This is a genomic window from Caulobacter radicis, from assembly GCF_003094615.1.
Classification (GTDB): Bacteria; Pseudomonadota; Alphaproteobacteria; order Caulobacterales; family Caulobacteraceae; genus Caulobacter; species Caulobacter radicis.
The window spans coordinates 178,904-195,614 of record NZ_QDKO01000019.1 but is presented as its reverse complement, the minus strand read 5'-3'; the positions used below and the strand labels follow the sequence as shown (position 1 = coordinate 195,614).

The following is a 16,711-nucleotide window of genomic DNA, read 5'->3' as shown; positions in this document are numbered from 1 at the left end:
CGGCGTGCTGGGCGTGCATATCGAGGGGCCGTTCCTCAACGCCCAGCGCAAGGGCATCCACGACGCCGACAAGTTCCGCGTCCTCGACGAGGCGGCGATCAGGCTGCTCTCCTCGCTGAAACGCGGCAGGACCCTGGTCACCCTGGCCCCCGAGACGACCACCCCCGACATGGTGCGCCGCCTGGCCGACGCCGGGGTGGTGGTGGCCGCCGGCCACACCAACGCAGCTTACGAGACGGTCAAGGCCGCGCTCGAGGCCGGCCTGACCGGCTTCACCCACCTCTTCAACGCCATGTCGCCGCTGACCAGCCGCGCGCCCGGAACCGTCGGCGCGGCCCTGGAAAACCAAGAGGCCTGGTGCGGGATCATCGTCGACGGCCGCCATGTCGACCCGGCCACGCTGAGGATCGCCCTGCGCACCCGCCCGCTCGACCGCTTCATGCTGGTCACCGACGCCATGCCCACCGTCGGCATGAGCGACAAGCGCTTTGTCCTGCAAGGCCAGGCCATCACCGTGCAGGACGGCGTCTGCGTGGGCCCCGGCGGCACCCTGGCCGGCTCGGACCTCGACATGATCGGCGCCGTCCGCAACGCCGTCGACATGCTGGGCCTGTCGCTGGACGAGGCCGTCATGATCGCCTCGGCCGCCCCCGCCGCCTTCCTGGGCCTCGCCGCCCAGCGCGGCACCATCGCCCCCGGCATGGCCGCCGACCTCGTGCTGCTCGACGACCAGCGCAACGTCGTCAGGACCTGGATCGACGGGCGCGGCTAGGTCGGGATCGGCAGGGCCGTCGTGAACTTGATCTGCTCCATCGCGAAGCTGGACGACACGTCGGTCAGCGGCGCGGTGGCGATCAGGCGCTTGTAGAAGCGGTCGTAGGCGGCGATGTCCTTGACCACCACCTTCAGCAGATAATCGACCTCGCCGGCCATCCGGTAGAACTCGACCACCTCGGGCAGGCCCGCCGCGCCCTTGGCGAAGGTTGCGAGCCAGTCCTCGTCGTGGCGGCCGGTCTTGACGGCCACGAACACCGTCAGCGGCAGGTCCAGGGCCTCGCGGTCGAGCAGGGCGACGCGGGCGGTGATGACGCCGGTGTCCTGCAGGCGCTTTAGCCGCTTCCAGCACGGGGTCTGCGACAGGCCCACCCGCTCGGCCAGCTCGGCGATCGAGACGGTGGCGTCCTCCTGAAGGATGGCGAGCAGGCGGCGGTCGATGGAATCGAGATCGATCATCTCGCTTCTTTGCATATCGGAGATGGGAATTCTCCCAAACTGCGCCGCGCCGCCCAGATCGACAATGTCTTTCTCGCCCACGCGGCGCATCCTCGCAGGCCTCGATCGAGGAGGGACCCGCGATGCTCGAGCTCTTCACCCGTCACCCCAAACAGGTCGGCGAAACCTATGGCGAGCATTTCGCCATGGCCTGGAGCTTTGGCCTGCCGATGCTGGCCGCCGGCCTGGCCTGCCTGGTCCACGGGATCGCGCCCTTCCTGTTCGAGCGCACCGGCAGCAATTGCGTCAAGACGCTGCACGCCCGCATGAAGGGCCGCGGCGCCCCGACCCCGGCGCCGATCAGCTTCCAGGCCTTCGACGCCGCCATCTGAACCGACGATCCTTCGGCTCAAGGCCGCCCAAACCGGCGTTTCGTCCGTGGAGGGCGCATTTTCGGCCTCGCGCCGAATATCCGTCGTCTTTGCGCCCTGCCCCCTTGGCGGACCCACGATCCCCGGCCATGGTCCCCCGGCAGTCGGGAGGACAAGCATGAGTTTCTGGACGCGCCGCAAGGCGATCGACACGGCGCACGCCGGCCATGACGGCCCGGCGCTGAAGAAGACGCTGAGCTGGTATCATCTGGTGGCCCTGGGCGTCGGCGCCATCGTCGGCACCGGCATCTACACCCTGACCGGCGTCGGCGCGGGCCTGGCCGGCCCCGGCGTGATCCTGTCCTTCCTGATCGCCGGCGCGGTCTGCGCCTGCGCGGCGCTGTGCTACGCCGAACTGTCGACCATGATCCCGGCCTCGGGCAGCGCCTACACCTACAGCTACGTCGCCATGGGCGAGCCGGTGGCCTGGGTGATCGGCTGGAGCCTGATCCTCGAATACACCCTGGTCTGCGCCGCCGTGGCGGTGGGCTGGTCGGCCCACGCCCAGGGGCTGTTCAAGATGATCGGCACGCCCGACTTCCTGCTGGCCGGCCCGCACGCCGGCGGCCTCATCAACCTGCCGGCCGTGATCATCTCGATGGCGGTGGCGGGCCTGCTGGCGCTGGGCACGCGCGAGAGCGCCACGGTCAACATGGTGCTGGTGGTGATCAAGATCGCGGCCCTGGCCGTGTTCGTCGCCCTGTGCCTGCCGGCCTTCGACGCCAGCCACTTCACGCCGTTCATGCCCAAGGGCTTCGCGGCCAACCCGGGTCCGGACGGGGTCAAGGTCGGCGTCATGGCCGCCGCCAGCCTGATCTTCTTCGCCTTCTACGGCTTCGACGCGGTGTCGACCGCCGCCGAGGAGACCAAGAACCCCAAGCGCGACCTGACCATCGGCATCGTCGGCTCGATGGCCGCCTGCACGGCGATCTACATGATCGTCGCCGCCGTCTCGATCGGCGCTTCGCGCACGGAAGTGTTCTCGGCCAGCGAAGCGCCGCTGGTGTTCATCCTGGAAACCCTCAAGCACCCGAAGATCGCCGCCGGCGTCGCCCTGGCCGCCGTGATCGCCCTGCCGACCGTGATCCTGGCCTTCATGTACGGCCAGAGCCGCATCTTCTTCGTCATGGCCCGCGACGGCCTGCTGCCCCGCGCCCTGTCGCGCGTGAACGCCAGGACCGGCACGCCGGTGCTGATGACCCTGCTGACCGGCGTGCTGGCGGCGGTGCTGTCGGGCCTGCTGCCGCTGAAGGAGATCGCCGAGCTGGCCAACGCCGGCACCCTGGCCGCCTTCATCGCCGTCGGCGCCTCGGTGATCGTGCTGCGCCTGCGAGAGCCCGCCCGCCAGCGCGTGTTTTCGACCCCGGCCTGGCCGGTGGTGGCCGCCGGCGCGATCCTGGGCTGCCTCTATCTGTTCGCCAGCCTCCCGGCCAAGACGCAACACTATTTCTTCTACGCCCAGTTGATCGGCCTCGCGATATACTTCCTTTACGGCGTGAGACGCAGTGTTCTGGCGCAAGGCTCGCCCCCCACGAAGTAACGTGGGCGCGGGGCGGGCCGGAGGGGTTTTCGATGACCAATCTCGACCGCGTCCTGCGCATCTGGCCTACCGCGCTCGTGCTGGGCGCGGCCCTGCTGGTCACCGCGTGCGGGGGCGGCGGCGGAGGCGGCGGTCCCTCGACGGGCGTGACCACGCCCCCGCCGCCCCCTCCTCCTCCTCCGCCACCACCGCCGCCTCCCCCTCCGCCTCCGCCTCCGCCGCCCCCGAGCGTCTCGAGCACGGAGTACCAGCGCAGCTGGGGCCTGGCGGCCATCCACGCCAATGTCGCCTATGACGCCGGCTACACCGGCGCGGGGGTGACGGTCGCGGTCGTCGACACCGGCGTCGACCCGTCCCAGCCGGACCTCGCGGGGCGCCTGTCGGCCGCCTCCACCGACATCGTGGCCGGACGCAACACCCCGTTCGACACCAACCGCCACGGCACCCGCTCGGCCGGGATCATCGCCTCGAACTTCAACGGCTCGGGCACGATCGGCGTGGCCTACGGCTCGACCATCCTGTCGATCCGCGCCGACACCGTCTCGACCAATCCCAGCTGCGAAGACTGCATCTTCGGCTCGACCAACCTGGCGCGCGCGATCGACTACGCCGTCGCCAACGGGGCCAAGGTGATCAACCTCTCGCTGGGCGGCGAGGACCAGCTTGGCCCCACCTTCGAGGCGGCCCTGGCCCGCGCCACGGCGGCCGGCGTCGTCGTCGCCGCCGCCTCCGGCAACGAGGGCCTGGCCGACCCCGGCTGGCCGGCCCGCTACGCCGTCGATCCCCGCTATGCCGGCTCGGTGCTGGCGGTGGGCTCGGTGTCGCGCGCCGGGACGATGTCCAGCTTCTCCAACCGCGCCGGCGTCGCCGCCGAGGGCTACATCGTCGCCCCCGGCGAGGAGGTGATCACCGACTGCGACGGTACGAGCTGCTGGCGGATCAGCGGCACCTCGTTCGCCGCCCCGCACGTCTCCGGCGCCCTGGCGCTGCTGTTGCAGGCCTTTCCCAACATCTCCGGCCGCGACGCGGTGTCGATCCTGCTGCGCACCGCCGCCGACCTCGGGACGACCGGCACGGATTCCACCTACGGCCGCGGTTCGCTGGACCTGACACGGGCCTTCCAGCCGCTCGGGACCAGCAGCCTGACGACCGGCGACGGCGCGGCCGTGATCCTCGACGACGGCGCGGCCCCGGGCACGAACCTGGCCGGCTCGTTCGGTAACGCGCTCGCCCGCACCACCGCCCTGACCACGGTGCTGACCGACGACTACCACCGCCGGTTCGTGGTCGACCTGGCCGGAACCGTGCCGTCGGCCTCGCGCCGGGGCGTCGGCGACCTGCCGCCGGCGGCGGCTTCCAGTTCGGTCGTACTGGGCGGCCCCGCCCTGGCCGGCGCCCAGTTGGCGTTCAGCGCCGAGGCGCCGCTGTTCGAGGACATGCCCAGCGCCAGCACGCCTGACCTTCTGCTGGCGCCCCAGCCCATGCGCTCGGCGCGGATGCAGGCGGCGTTCGGGCGCTTCAGCTTCTCGACCTGGAAGGGCGAGGGCGGCGCGCCCGCCCCGGCCGGCCCCGAGGGCCGCGACGCCTTCCGCATGGTCGCCCGCCCCGACCAGACCGTGCAGGCCGCCGTGCGCCTGGGCCGCTTCGCCTTCAGCGCCGAGCAAGGCGAGGCCGAGCGCCGCCTGCCCCTCCAGACCAATGAGATCAAGGCCTCGCGCTATGTCGCCGCCACCGGCCAGACCGCCGTCGGCGGCGGGGTGCTGAGCCTCACGGCCGGCACGCTGGACGAGCCGCTGGGCCCGCTCGGTTCGTTCCTGGCCCCGGGCTCGACCTTCGCCCTGCCCTCGACCACCCGCTTCACGGCCGCGGCCTTCGACATCTCGCCACGCCCGGGCGTCAGCCTGCGGGCCGAGGCCTCGATGGGCCGCATGGACGCCCAGGGCGGCCTGCTGGCCCTGGACGGCGCGGTCAGCGGCGCCTGGCGGCTGGCGGCGGCGGCCGACTGCGGCCTGATCGGCTGGTCCTGCGCCCAGCTGACCTTCGAAATCAGCCAGCCCCTGCGCATCGAGGCGGGCGCCTTCACCACCACCCTGGCCGACGCCCCGCTGTCCTACGAGGATCCGCTGACCTACTCGACGCGGCGGTTCAGCGCCTCGCCGGACGGACGCGAGATCGACCTGCGCCTGGGCCTGGAGAAGGCCCTGGGCGGCGAGCGGCGCCTGACGGTGCGCGGCGGGGTGGCGTTGCAGCCCGGACATGACGCCTCGGCCGATCCGGAGCTCAACCTGTCGGCCACCTATCGCGCCCGCTTCTGACGGGCCTTCCATTCCGCCGCGCGCCGGCTAAAGTCGGCGAATAAAACGATCGTTTGACGCGACGGAAAACAGGAAGGAACCGCCATGGCCCTCGACCGCGAGACCCGCGACCAGCTGCTCGACATGGTCGCCCGCTTCGTGGCCGAACGCCTGCGGCCGATCGAGGCCCAGGTGGCCGAGGACGACGCCGTGCCAGAGGCCGTGATCGCCGAGATGCGCGACCTTGGGCTCTTTGGCCTGTCGATCCCCGAGGAACACGGCGGCCTTGGCCTTTCGATGGAGGACGAGGCGCTGGTCGCCATCGAGCTGGGCCGCGCCTCGCCGGCCTTCCGCTCGGTGTTCGGCACCAATGTCGGCATCGGCAGCCAGGGCCTGGTGATGTTCGGCACGGAAGCCCAGAAGGCCAGGTGGCTGCCCGGCATCGCCTCGGGCGAGACCGTCACCTCCTTCGCCCTGACCGAGCCGGAGGCCGGCTCCGACAGCGCCTCGGTGCAGACCCGGGCCGTGCGCGACGGCGATGACTACGTCCTGACCGGCTCCAAGCGCTTCATCACCAACGCCGGCAAGGCCTCGCTGTTCACGGTCATGGCCCGCACCGACCCGGATGCGAAGGGCGGCTCGGGCGTCTCGGCCTTCCTCGTGCCCGCCGGTCTGCCGGGCCTGCACGTGGGCAAGGCCGAGAAGAAGATGGGCCAGCAGGGCGCCCACATCCACGACGTCACCTTCGACGGCGTGCGCGTGCCGGCCGAGAACCGCCTGGGCGCCGAGGGCGAGGGCTTCAAGGTGGCCATGCAGGTGCTCGACCGCGGCCGCCTGCACATCGCCGCCGTCTGCGTGGGCGTGGCCGAGCGGCTGATCGCCGACTGCGTGGCCTATGCCTCGGAGCGCAAGCAGTTCGGCCAGCCGATCGCCAGCTTCCAGCTGATCCAGGCGATGCTCGCCGACAGCAAGACCGAGGCCCTGGCCGCCCGCGCCCTGGTGCTGGAGACCGCCCGCAAGCGCGACGCCGGCGAGGGCGTGACGCTGGAAGCGGCGGCGGCCAAGCTGTTCGCCTCGGAAATGGTCGGCCGCGTCGCCGACCGGGCCGTGCAGATCTTCGGCGGGGCCGGCTATGTCGCCGACTACGGCATCGAGCGGCTGTATCGCGATGTCCGTATTTTCCGGATTTACGAAGGCACCAGCCAGATCCAGCAACTGGTCATTGCTCGGGAAACACTTCGCCGCGGCGGATAGCCGCAAGCACAACTCGGTAGAGTGCGACGACCTGACGCGCTCAAAACGGGAAAAGTTGTTGGCGCATTAACCATCAGCCGCGAGAGTGAACCTCGATATCTCAATCGGGGAAGCGGCCAGATGAGCCAGGACTATGCACTGAGTGACCGCGTTGCGTTCATGGGCCTCGACAATCGAGCCCGTGCGGCCCTGCGGGCTCTGCGTCCGCTCATCGAGAAAGAAATCGGCCCGGCGCTGAAGGGCTTCTACGATCGCGTCAAGGCCACGCCCGAAACCCGCAAGTTCTTCGGCGACGAACGCCACATGGACGCGGCCGGCAATCGCCAGAAGTCGCACTGGTCGGTGATCGCCGAGGCCGACTTCAGCGACACCTACGTCAAGGCCGTGCGCACCATCGGCGAGACCCACGCCCGCATCGGCCTGGAGCCGCGCTGGTACATCGGCGGCTACGCCCTGGTCAGCGAGCACCTGATGCGCGCGGCCATCCGCGAGGTCTGGCCCAAGGGCTTCATGGCCAAGGCCGACGGCGCCGAGAAGGCCGGCGACGCGGTCTCGGCCCTGATGAAGGCGGTCATGCTCGACATGGACTTCGCCATCTCGATCTATCTCGAAACCATCGAGGCCGAACGCAAGCGCCTGGAAGAAGTGCGCCTGGCCAACGAACGCAGCCAGACCGCCGTGGTCCAGGCCCTGGGCGAGGCGCTGGCGCGCCTGGCCGAAGGCGACCTCGCCTCGCGCCTCGACATCGAGGTCACCCCCGACTTCCACAAGCTGAAGGGCGACTTCAACGCCGCCGTGGCGACACTGGAGGAAGCGATGGCCGCCGTGTCCGCCGCCACCGACGGCATTCGCTCGGGGACCGACGAGATCGGCGTCGCCGCCGACGACCTGTCGCGCCGCACCGAACAGCAGGCCGCCAGCCTGGAAGAAACCGCCGCCGCCCTCGACGAGATCACCGCCACGGTCAAGCGCGCCGCCGCCGGCGCCCGCCAGGCCTCCGACGTGGTGGCCGGCGCCAAGACCGACGCCGAGCGCTCGGGCGTGGTCGTCACAGACGCCGTCGCCGCCATGGGCGAGATCGAAACGAGCTCCCGCGAGATCAGCAACATCATCGGGGTGATCGACGAGATCGCCTTCCAGACCAACCTCCTGGCGCTGAACGCCGGCGTCGAGGCCGCCCGGGCCGGCGACGCCGGCAAGGGTTTCGCGGTCGTCGCCTCCGAAGTGCGGGCCCTGGCCCAGCGTTCGGCCGAGGCGGCCAAGGAGATCAAGGCCCTGATCGGCGCCTCGTCCAAGCAGGTCGAGGCCGGCGTGGCCCTGGTCGGCCAGACCGGCGAGGCCCTGCGCGGCATCGTCGTCAAGGTGGCCGAGATCGACGCCCTGGTCGGCGAGATCTCGTCCTCGGCCCAGGAACAGTCGAGCGGCCTCGCCCAGGTCAACATCGCCGTGAACCAGATGGACCAGGTCACCCAGCAGAACGCCGCCATGGTCGAGCAGACCACCGCCGCGACCCATTCGCTGAAGGGCCAGTCCAACGAGCTGACCCGCCTCGTCGGCGGCTTCAAGACCTCCCGCCAGGCGGCGCCCGCCCAGGCCGCCCGTCCGGCGCCCCGTCCGGCCGCGCCCCGCGTGGCCTCCCGTCCCGGCGCGCACCGCGGCTCGACCGCCGTCGCCATCGACCAGGACTGGGAGGAGTATTGAATTTCGTGAGGTCGGGGCGCGGCTTAGCGTAACGCGCTCCGATCAGTTTCTTCGCGCGTCTCCTCACCTGACCCGCCGCGAGGCGGGTCTTCTTCTTGGGGCGCGTATTCTTAGGGAACGTGGGGCGTTACTTTGAGACGCCAGTGTCCAGACAGCAAAACGCCCCCGCCGGTCCGGCCGTGGCGCGTCCCGTGCGGGATGCGCCGGCCTGGACCAGCGGAGGCGTTTGAAACCCCCTCTGGGAAGGCGCGTAAGTCTTACGCGCCGCCCGGGAAGCGGAACGGAACCTTCACGGTGCCGGTCTTGGCGCCCATCGGCAGCTTCTCGGCGATGCACATGGCCGCCTTGTCGAAGCCCTTGCCGGCCGCGCTGTTGTCGACGACCTTGCAGCCCGAGAGCTTGCCGGCGTCGGCGGTGCACTCAAGCATCACCTGGGCGGCGTCCTTGGTGTTGGCGAACTGCTGAAGGCAGCGGCCCATTTGGTCTTCGAAACCGCCGGCGGCCGAAGCGGCCTGAGCGACGAAAAAGCTGCCGGCGATTCCCGCGGCAATAGCGATCGGATATTTCATCCCGCTGCTCCTAGTATTTTTTCTTCGTCCGTTGGACGTTGCGCCAACCGGACGCCTGCACCTTTTCGCAGCCGCAAGTTAAGATAGTCTGAGTCACCGAAGAATAATCGATATTTACTTATCGATAACCATAATGACTTGTGAATGGCGCCATGCGGCCACAATCCCCCACTCTAGACTCAAATACGCGTGCGTATGCGCACATCGATACGTGTGCGACAGGGGGTGCGACAGGGTGCGGCCATCATCCTTAACCAAAGTCAGGAAGAATTAGGAATCTATCGTGATGATCGCCCCACATTGCGGACGGTCCGTGGGCACGGCCGTCTCTTGGAGGGGATTTGTCATGAAGCGCTTTCGACTCGTCGATCTGCCGTTGATCATAAAAATCGGCTTCGCGCCGGCTTTCGCTCTGCTGATGCTGGCGGCCATGGCCGTGGGGTCCATCGTCGTGCAGAAGAGCCAGTCGGCGGCGCTGCAACAGGTCGTCGAGACCGACATGCGCACCAACAGCGAGATCCAGTCGCTGTCGCGCCGCATCACCGACGCTCACGGCAAGCTCTACCAGATCCTGGCCTCCAAGGCCGACCCGATGGCCGCTCCGGCCGGTCCGCGCATCACCGAACTGCTCGCCGAGTTCGACACCCTGGGCAAGGAAATGAAGGCCCTCTCCGGCCGTCTTCCGGTTTCGGAGCGTCCGAAGATCGAAGCCCTGGTCAAGGCCCTGGCCGAGTGCCGCAGCGCCGTCGACACCGTCAGCGGCATGGTCGACGTCGACGCGGGCATGGCGATGAGCTTCGCCGGCAGCTTCGAAGACCAGTACGTCAAGATGGCCGCGCAGCTGCAGAAGGTGGTCGACGACGCCGCCAACCGCGCCAAGACGCAGGCCGCCAAGCGCCAAGCCGAGGCCGCCGCCTCGATCAGCATCACCATCGTCCTCTCGCTCATCACCCTGGCCGCCGTCGGCGTCCTGGCCTTCATGACCGTGATGACGACCCGCAAGTCGATCGCCGACATCGCCGGCGCCACCGAGAAGCTCTCCAAGGGCGACAACGGCATCGATCTGGAACGCCTGACTCGTGGGGACGAGCTGGGCGCCATCGTGCGTTCGCTGAAGGTGTTCCGCGACAACCAGCTGCACCTGGAGCAGCTGCGCGCCGAGCAGGAGAAGTCGGCCGCCCTGACCGCCGACGAACGTCGCGCCAAGGAACAGGCCGCCGCCGCCGCCGCCCGCGAGAGCGCCCTTGTGGTCAGCTCGCTGGCCGAGGGCCTCGAGCGCCTGGCCCAGGGCGACCTGACCTTCCGCGTCACCGCCAGCTTCCCGGGCGAATACGCCAAGCTGAAGGACGACTTCAACGGCGCCATCGCCCAGCTGCAGGACACCGTGAAGGTCATCACGGCCTCGACCGACGGCCTGCGCACCGGCGCCGACGAAATCGCCCACGCCTCCGACGACCTGTCGCGCCGCACCGAGCAGCAGGCCGCCAGCCTGGAAGAGACCGCCGCCGCCCTCGACGAGCTGACCGCCACCGTGCGCCGCACGGCTTCGGGCGCCCGCCAGGCCTCGGACGTCGTCTCGACGACCCGTGGCGAAGCGACGCATTCCGGCCAGGTCGTCCATCAGGCAGTGTCCGCGATGGGCGAAATCGAAAATTCCTCCAAGCAGATCAGCCAGATCATTGGCGTGATCGACGAGATCGCCTTCCAGACCAACCTCCTGGCGCTCAACGCCGGGGTGGAGGCCGCCCGGGCGGGCGAAGCGGGACGTGGTTTCGCGGTGGTCGCCCAGGAAGTCCGCGCGCTCGCCCAGCGCTCGGCAGAGGCCGCCAAGGAGATCAAGACCCTGATCTCGTCGTCGACCCAGCAGGTCTCTGCCGGGGTGAGCCTGGTCGGCCAGACCGGCGAGGCCCTGCAGCGGATCGTGGCGAAGGTCGGCGAGATCGACGCCCTGGTCACCGAGATCGCCGCCTCGGCGGCCGAGCAGGCGACCGGCCTCAACGAAGTCAACACCGCCGTCAACCAGATGGATCAGGTGACCCAACAGAACGCCGCCATGGTCGAGCAGTCGACCGCCGCGACGCACTCGCTGAAGGGCGAGACCGCGGAGCTGGTGCGCCTGATCGGTCGCTTCCGTGTGGGCGAGGGTTCGGCCCAACGCTTTGAACGCCCGCGCGAAGCCGACGCCCATGTCGACTCGCCGGCCCGCAACCCCGTCGCCGAGCAACGCGCCCGGCTCGGCGCCTTCGCCCGGCCTGGCCGCGGCGGAGCCGCCGCAGCGGCCGCCCCGGTCAGCGACGGCTGGGAGGAGTTTTGATGACTGTGCTTTCGCTGCCCGAGACGCTTGATCTGAAGGCGTCGGGTCCCCTCAAGGCGGCGTTCCTGGAACGCCGCGGCGATGCGGTCGAGGTTGACGCCGGCAACGTCCGTCGCCTCGGCGGCCTGTGCCTGCAAGTGCTCCTGGCGGCCAAGACCGCCTGGGCGGCGGACGGCAAGTCCTTCTCTATCCGGGCCCCTTCGGAGGCCTTTGTCGAAACCACCCGTCTGTTCGGCGCCGAAGGGGCGCTTCTTTCGGCGGATATTCATGGAGTTCAATCGTGACGCGGACGGTCCTCACGGTCGATGATTCCCGAACGATGCGGGACATGCTGCGCATGGCCCTCGCCGGCGCCGGGTTCAACGTCGTCGAAGCGGTCGACGGCGAGCACGGGCTCGAGGTTCTCTCGGCCCATCGCCCCGACGTGATCATCACCGACATCAACATGCCCAAGCTGGACGGCTTCGGCTTCATCGAGGCGGTGCGGGTCGACGACGACTATCGCGCCATCCCGATCCTGGTGCTGACCACGGAAAGCGACCCGGCCAAGAAGGACCGCGCGCGCCGCGCCGGCGCCACGGGCTGGATCGTCAAGCCGTTCAACCCGGAAAAGCTGGTCGACGCCATCCGCCGCGTCGCGGCCTGACGTCGTTTCCCCCTGCCCGGGGGCACTGAAGACTCTCTCGTTTTAGGAACGTTGGAATGGACGAGTTAGAGGCCATCAAGGTCACCTTCTTCCAGGAGTGCGAGGAACTGCTCGCCGACCTCGAAGGCGGGCTCCTGGCCATGCAGGACGGCAACGACGACGGCGACACCGTCAACGCCGTGTTCCGCGCCGTCCACTCGATCAAGGGCGGCGCCGGCGCCTTCGGCCTCGAGCCGCTGGTGCGCTTCGCCCACGTGTTCGAGACCCTGCTCGACGCCGTTCGTTCCAACGAGGTGCCTGCGACTCCGGACCTGGTGGTGACCCTGCTGCGCGCCTCGGACGTGCTGGCCGACCACGTCAGCTCGGCCCGCGGCCTGGGCGTCGTGGACGAAGCCGTCTCGGCGGCCATGGCCGCCGAGCTGAAGGCCTGCACCGACCCGAACGCCGCGCCGGCTCCCGTCGCCGCGCCCGTGGTCGAGGCGGCCGCCTTCGAAGCCGCGCCCGTCGCCGCCGCGCCGGCCGAAGCGCTGATCGGGGCCGACGACGCCCTGGACGACGACGACCTCGGCTTCGACTTCCAGCCGATGACGATCACCATCGACGAGCAGGCGGCGGACGTCGCCGCCGCCGTCGGCAACGTCTGGACGGTGTCGATCCGTCCGAAGTCGGACCTCTACCGCAAGGCCAACGAGACCGCCCTGCTGCTGCGCGAACTGGCGCGCCTGGGCCCGATCGAGGCCACCCTCGACGCCAGCGCCATCCCGCCGCTGGACCTGCTGGACGCCGAAGCCGCCTACGCCACCTGGACGGTGCGCCTGGAGACCGAGGAAGACGAGACCGCCATCCGCGAGGTCTTCGAATTCGTCGACGGCGACTGCGACCTGGAAATCACCCGCGGCGAAGGCCTGAACCCCGACGCCGCCCTGGCCGCCCTGCTGGCCGGCGAGGCGCCCGCCGCCGCTCCGGCCGCCCCCGTGGCGGTCGCCGAGATCCCGGCCCCGGTCGTGGTCGAAGCCGCCCCCGAACCCGTCGCCGTCGCGCCGGTCGTCGAAGCCGCTCCGGCTCCGGTCGCCGCGCCGGTCGCCCAGGCCGCTCCGGTCGCCGCCGCTCCGGCCGCGGCCAAGACCCAGCAGATCGACGTCCCTGGTCCGGGCCAGTCGGTGATCCGCGTCGATCCCGAGCGCATCGACCGCCTGATCGACCTGGTCGGCGAGCTGGTCATCAACCAGGCCATGCTGGCGCAACGCGTCGGCGAGTACGGCATCGCCCCCTCCTCCAACCTGGCCATGGGCCTCGACGAGCTGGAACAGCTGACGCGCGAGATCCAGGACAGCGTCATGGCCATCCGCGCCCAGCCGGTGAAGTCGGTGTTCCAGCGCATGCCGCGCCTGGTCCGCGAAGTCGCCAGCATGACGGGCAAGCAGGCCCGCCTGGTGATGGACGGCGAGAACACCGAGGTCGACAAGACGGTCATCGAGCGCCTGTCCGACCCGATCACCCACATGCTGCGCAACGCCATCGACCACGGGCTGGAAAGCCCCGAGGAGCGCAAGGCGGCCGGCAAGAACCCGGAAGGCGTCGTGCGCCTGGCCGCCCTGCACCGCAGCGGCCGGATCGTCATCGAGGTCTCCGACGACGGCAAGGGCATCAACCGCGAGCGCGTCCATTCGATCGCGATCAAGAAGGGCCTGATCTCGCCGGAGCTGCAGCTGACCGACGAGGAGATCGACAACCTGATCTTCCTCCCGGGCTTCTCGACCGCCGACAAGATCTCGGACGTCTCGGGCCGCGGCGTCGGCATGGACGTGGTCAAGCGCTCGGTGCAGGCCCTGGGCGGCCGTATCTCGATCACCTCGCGTCCGGGCCAGGGCTCGACCTTCACCCTCAGCCTGCCGCTGACCCTGGCCGTCCTCGACGGCATGGTGGTCGACGTCGCCGGCGAGACCCTGGTCGTGCCGCTGGCGGCCATCGTCGAGAGCCTGCGCCCCAAGCCCGAGGAAGTTCGCCCGCTGGGCCCGGTCGGCTCGGTGCTGGCCGTCCGCGACAGCTTCGTGCCGCTGATCGACGTCGGCCTGACGCTGGGCTACCGCGAGGCCTCGCCGCCGCCGACCGAAGGCGTCGTGCTGCTGGTCGAGGGCGAGGACGGCTCGCGCGCCGCCCTGGTGGCCGACGCCATCCACGGCCAGCGCCAGGTGGTCATCAAGTCGCTGGAGCAGAACTACCAGCAGGTCGACGGCGTGGCCGCCGCGACGATCCTGGGCGACGGCCGCGTGGCCCTCATCCTCGACGTCGACGCGGTGATCAGCCTGCGTCGCCGCGAACCGCCCCGCCCCGTCGAACCCACCCTGATCGCCGCGGAATAAGCCGATGACCGAAGAAATCATCACCACGACCGCCGAGCGTCGGGAGCTGATCTCGTTCCGCGTGGGCGAGCAGGAATACTGCGTGGACATCATGGCCGTCCGCGAGATCCGCGGCTGGAGCCCGGCCACGACGCTTCCGCAGTCGCCCGGCTACATGCGCGGCGTCATCAACCTGCGCGGCGCGGTGCTGCCGATCATGGACCTGGCCTGCCGGCTGGGCATGCCGGTGATCGAGCCGACCGTCCGCAGCGTGTTCATCGTGGTCAAGGCGGGCGACCGCATGATCGGCATGCTGGTCGACGCGGTGTCGGACATCCTGTCGATCACCGACGACCTCGTGCAGCCGACCCCGGACCTGGCCTGCGACGCCGTTCGCAGCTTCATCCGCGGCATCATTTCCATCGACGGCCGGATGATCAGCGAGATCTCGCTCGATCGCCTGCTGCCCGAGCGCGAGGCCCTGGCCGCCTGATGACCTTCGCCTCCGCCCCCACGGACCGCCGCGAAGCCATCGTCGATGGCGAGTTCGCGTTCACGACCCAGGACTTCAAGCGCATCGCCGAGATCCTGTACGGCATGGCCGGCATCAGCCTGCCGGACACCAAGGCCACGCTGGTCTATTCGCGCCTGGCCAAGCGCCTGCGCGCCCTGGGCCTGCGCTCGTTCAAGGAATACTGCGCCTTCGTGACCAGCGAGCAGGGTCACGACGAGAGCCAGGAGATGCTGCGGGCCCTGACGACCAACGTCACCCGCTTCTTCCGCGAGCCGCACCACTTCGACGACCTGCGCGCCAACATCCTGGAGCCGATCGCCGACCAGGTGCGCGCCGGCCGCCGCCTGCGTCTGTGGTCCGCCGCCAGCTCGTCGGGCCAGGAACCCTATTCGATGGCCTTCACGGTGCTGTCGGTCTGGCCCAATGCGGCCGAACTGGACATCCGCATCCTGGGCACCGACATCGACACCAACGTCCTGGCCACCGGCCGGGCCGCCGTCTATGACGAGCACCTGCTGGAAGGCGTGTCGCAATCGATGCGCGGCCAGTTTTTCGAGCGTGATCCGAGCGACCGCCGCGCCTGGCGGGTCTGCGAGGCCGCGCGCAGCCTCGTCGCCTTCCGCGAGCTGAACCTCAACGGTCCGTCGTGGCCGATGAAGGGTCCGTTCGACGCCATTTTCTGCCGGAATGTCGTGATCTATTTCGATGAACCGACCCAGGAGCGGGTCTGGAGCCGTTTCGCGCCGCTGCTGGCGCCGGGCGGCAAGCTCTATGTCGGCCACTCCGAACGCGTCGGCGCCAACGTGCGCGGCTTCGAAAGCTGCGGCCTGACCGCCTATCGCAAGGCGGGGGTCTGAACATGGCCAAGATTCGCACCCTCGTCGTCGACGACTCGGCGACCATGCGCGGCCTGATCACGGCCGCCCTCAACCGCGATCCCGAGATCGAGGTGGTCGGCGCCGCCGGCGACCCGTTCGAAGCCCGCGGCATGATCAAGGCCCTGAACCCCGACGTCGTGACCCTCGACATCGAGATGCCGAACATGAACGGCATCGAGTTCCTCGAGAAGATCATGCGCCTGCGGCCGATGCCGGTGGTCATGGTCTCAAGCCTGACCCAGGCCGGGGCCGAGATGACCCTGCGCGCGCTGGAACTTGGCGCGGTCGACTGCGTGGGCAAGCCCACCACCGCCACCGGCACCGCCGAGGCGCTGGCCGAAGTCGCCGAGAAGGTGAAGACCGCGGCCCGCGCCTCGGTCCGCACCAAGGCCGACGCTCCGGCGACTCCGACCCGTCGCGGCGGCGCCTACCTGCCCTCGGGAGACGTCGTGGCCATCGGCTCGTCGACCGGCGGGGTGGAAGCCCTGCTGACGATCCTGTCGCAGTTCCCCGAGACCTGCCCGCCGACCGTCATCACCCAGCACATGCCGGCGACCTTCACCGCCAGCTTCGCCGCGCGTCTCGACCGCGCCAGCGGGGCCAAGGTGCAGGAAGCCACCGACGGCGCCCTGCTGGAAGTCGGCAAGGTCTATGTCGCTCCGGGCGGCGCCACGCACCTGGAAGTCGTCCGCTCGGCCGGCCTGCGCTGCCGCCTGGTCGCCGGCGACCCGGTCAGCGGCCACCGTCCCTCGGTGGACGTGCTGTTCCGCTCGGTGGCCCAGGCCGTCGGCGACAAGGCCGTCGGCGCGATCCTGACCGGCATGGGCCGCGACGGCGCGCAAGGGCTGCTGCAGATGCGCCAGGCCGGCGCCCGCACGGTGGGCCAGGACGAAGCCAGCTGCGTCGTCTACGGCATGCCGCGCGCCGCCCAAGAAATCGGGGCCGTGGAGAAGCAGGTTTCCCTGTCCTCCATCGGCCAATCCATCCTCGATCTGGCCTCCGCGAGGCGATAGTCC

General features: G+C 69.8%; 15 protein-coding genes. 13 read left to right on the top strand and 2 right to left on the bottom strand.

The genetic code is table 11. The features are described from left to right. Positions 1-772: N-acetylglucosamine-6-phosphate deacetylase (gene nagA / locus DDF62_RS11720; RefSeq protein WP_116489282.1), on the top strand; the 772-nt coding region annotated here is incomplete at its 5' end. Here the strand turns inward: nagA and DDF62_RS11715 are convergent. Continuing rightward, positions 769-1,233, bottom strand: coding sequence for an Lrp/AsnC family transcriptional regulator (locus DDF62_RS11715; RefSeq protein WP_482764084.1), 465 nt, complete (start codon positions 1,231-1,233; stop codon positions 769-771). The two genes, nagA and DDF62_RS11715, sit on opposite strands and share 4 nt — an antisense overlap. Before the next feature lie 122 nt (positions 1,234-1,355). On the opposite strand from DDF62_RS11715, the gene DDF62_RS11710 reads away from it, so the two are divergent. The 5 genes from DDF62_RS11710 (at position 1,356) to DDF62_RS11690 (ending at position 8,432) form a co-directional block, all read left to right on the top strand. Further along, positions 1,356-1,604, top strand: a complete 249-nt coding sequence (locus tag DDF62_RS11710) for a DUF6356 family protein (RefSeq protein ID WP_116489272.1) — start codon at positions 1,356-1,358, stop codon at positions 1,602-1,604. A gap of 157 nt (positions 1,605-1,761) precedes the next feature. Beyond that, positions 1,762-3,183: an amino acid permease gene (locus DDF62_RS11705; RefSeq protein WP_116489271.1), complete on the top strand. Its 1,422-nt coding sequence runs from the start codon at positions 1,762-1,764 to the stop codon at positions 3,181-3,183. Positions 3,184-3,215: 32 nt separating this feature from the next. After that, entirely contained in the window at positions 3,216-5,498 is a 2,283-nt protein-coding gene (locus DDF62_RS11700; protein ID WP_116489270.1) for a S8 family peptidase, read from the top strand. An 84-nt stretch (positions 5,499-5,582) separates the two neighbouring features. Next, positions 5,583-6,731: an acyl-CoA dehydrogenase family protein gene (locus DDF62_RS11695; RefSeq protein WP_116489269.1), complete on the top strand. Its 1,149-nt coding sequence runs from the start codon at positions 5,583-5,585 to the stop codon at positions 6,729-6,731. A gap of 120 nt (positions 6,732-6,851) precedes the next feature. Then, on the top strand, positions 6,852-8,432 hold the full coding sequence (locus DDF62_RS11690) for a globin-coupled sensor protein (RefSeq protein WP_116489268.1): 1,581 nt from the start codon (positions 6,852-6,854) through the stop codon (positions 8,430-8,432). Positions 8,433-8,689: 257 nt separating this feature from the next. Here the strand turns inward: DDF62_RS11690 and DDF62_RS11685 are convergent, their stop codons facing one another. After that, a complete protein-coding gene (locus tag DDF62_RS11685) occupies positions 8,690-9,001 on the bottom strand; it encodes a hypothetical protein (protein WP_101720636.1) in 312 nt (103 codons plus the stop codon). 346 nt (positions 9,002-9,347) lie between these two features. Between DDF62_RS11685 and DDF62_RS11680 the strand changes: the two genes are divergently transcribed. The 7 genes from DDF62_RS11680 to DDF62_RS11650 are packed head-to-tail and all read left to right on the top strand — an operon-like array spanning position 9,348 to position 16,708. Further along, positions 9,348-11,315, top strand: coding sequence for a methyl-accepting chemotaxis protein (locus tag DDF62_RS11680; RefSeq protein ID WP_116489267.1), 1,968 nt, complete (start codon positions 9,348-9,350; stop codon positions 11,313-11,315). Further along, positions 11,315-11,599: an STAS domain-containing protein gene (locus DDF62_RS11675; protein ID WP_420808196.1), complete on the top strand. Its 285-nt coding sequence runs from the start codon at positions 11,315-11,317 to the stop codon at positions 11,597-11,599. Before DDF62_RS11680 ends, DDF62_RS11675 begins: the two co-directional genes overlap by 1 nt. Next, entirely contained in the window at positions 11,596-11,961 is a 366-nt protein-coding gene (locus DDF62_RS11670) for a response regulator (RefSeq protein WP_058347355.1), read from the top strand. Before DDF62_RS11675 ends, DDF62_RS11670 begins: the two co-directional genes overlap by 4 nt. Before the next feature lie 56 nt (positions 11,962-12,017). Continuing rightward, complete coding sequence (locus DDF62_RS11665; protein WP_116489266.1) at positions 12,018-14,324, top strand: chemotaxis protein CheA; 2,307 nt, start codon at positions 12,018-12,020, stop codon at positions 14,322-14,324. Positions 14,325-14,328: 4 nt separating this feature from the next. Further along, entirely contained in the window at positions 14,329-14,796 is a 468-nt protein-coding gene (locus DDF62_RS11660) for a chemotaxis protein CheW (protein ID WP_116489265.1), read from the top strand. Then, the gene (locus DDF62_RS11655; RefSeq protein WP_116489264.1) at positions 14,796-15,674 is read left to right on the top strand and encodes a CheR family methyltransferase; all 879 of its coding nucleotides are present in this window, start codon (positions 14,796-14,798) and stop codon (positions 15,672-15,674) included. Before DDF62_RS11660 ends, DDF62_RS11655 begins: the two co-directional genes overlap by 1 nt. 2 nt (positions 15,675-15,676) lie before the next feature. Next, the gene (locus tag DDF62_RS11650) at positions 15,677-16,708 is read left to right on the top strand and encodes a protein-glutamate methylesterase/protein-glutamine glutaminase (RefSeq protein ID WP_116489263.1); all 1,032 of its coding nucleotides are present in this window, start codon (positions 15,677-15,679) and stop codon (positions 16,706-16,708) included. The last annotated feature ends 3 nt before the right edge of the window (positions 16,709-16,711 follow it).

Excerpts from the sequence above, each read along its gene's own strand:
- DDF62_RS11715 (WP_482764084.1), bottom strand. The coding sequence starts at position 1,233 with ATGATCGATCTCGATTCCATCGACCGCCGCCTGCTCGCCATCCTTCAG.
- DDF62_RS11710 (WP_116489272.1), top strand. The coding sequence starts at position 1,356 with ATGCTCGAGCTCTTCACCCGTCACCCCAAACAGGTCGGCGAAACCTAT.
- DDF62_RS11705 (WP_116489271.1), top strand. The coding sequence starts at position 1,762 with ATGAGTTTCTGGACGCGCCGCAAGGCGATCGACACGGCGCACGCCGGC.
- DDF62_RS11700 (WP_116489270.1), top strand. The coding sequence starts at position 3,216 with ATGACCAATCTCGACCGCGTCCTGCGCATCTGGCCTACCGCGCTCGTG.
- DDF62_RS11695 (WP_116489269.1), top strand. The coding sequence starts at position 5,583 with ATGGCCCTCGACCGCGAGACCCGCGACCAGCTGCTCGACATGGTCGCC.
- DDF62_RS11690 (WP_116489268.1), top strand. The coding sequence starts at position 6,852 with ATGAGCCAGGACTATGCACTGAGTGACCGCGTTGCGTTCATGGGCCTC.
- DDF62_RS11685 (WP_101720636.1), bottom strand. The coding sequence starts at position 9,001 with ATGAAATATCCGATCGCTATTGCCGCGGGAATCGCCGGCAGCTTTTTC.
- DDF62_RS11680 (WP_116489267.1), top strand. The coding sequence starts at position 9,348 with ATGAAGCGCTTTCGACTCGTCGATCTGCCGTTGATCATAAAAATCGGC.
- DDF62_RS11675 (WP_420808196.1), top strand. The coding sequence starts at position 11,315 with ATGACTGTGCTTTCGCTGCCCGAGACGCTTGATCTGAAGGCGTCGGGT.
- DDF62_RS11665 (WP_116489266.1), top strand. The coding sequence starts at position 12,018 with ATGGACGAGTTAGAGGCCATCAAGGTCACCTTCTTCCAGGAGTGCGAG.
- DDF62_RS11660 (WP_116489265.1), top strand. The coding sequence starts at position 14,329 with ATGACCGAAGAAATCATCACCACGACCGCCGAGCGTCGGGAGCTGATC.
- DDF62_RS11655 (WP_116489264.1), top strand. The coding sequence starts at position 14,796 with ATGACCTTCGCCTCCGCCCCCACGGACCGCCGCGAAGCCATCGTCGAT.
- DDF62_RS11650 (WP_116489263.1), top strand. The coding sequence starts at position 15,677 with ATGGCCAAGATTCGCACCCTCGTCGTCGACGACTCGGCGACCATGCGC.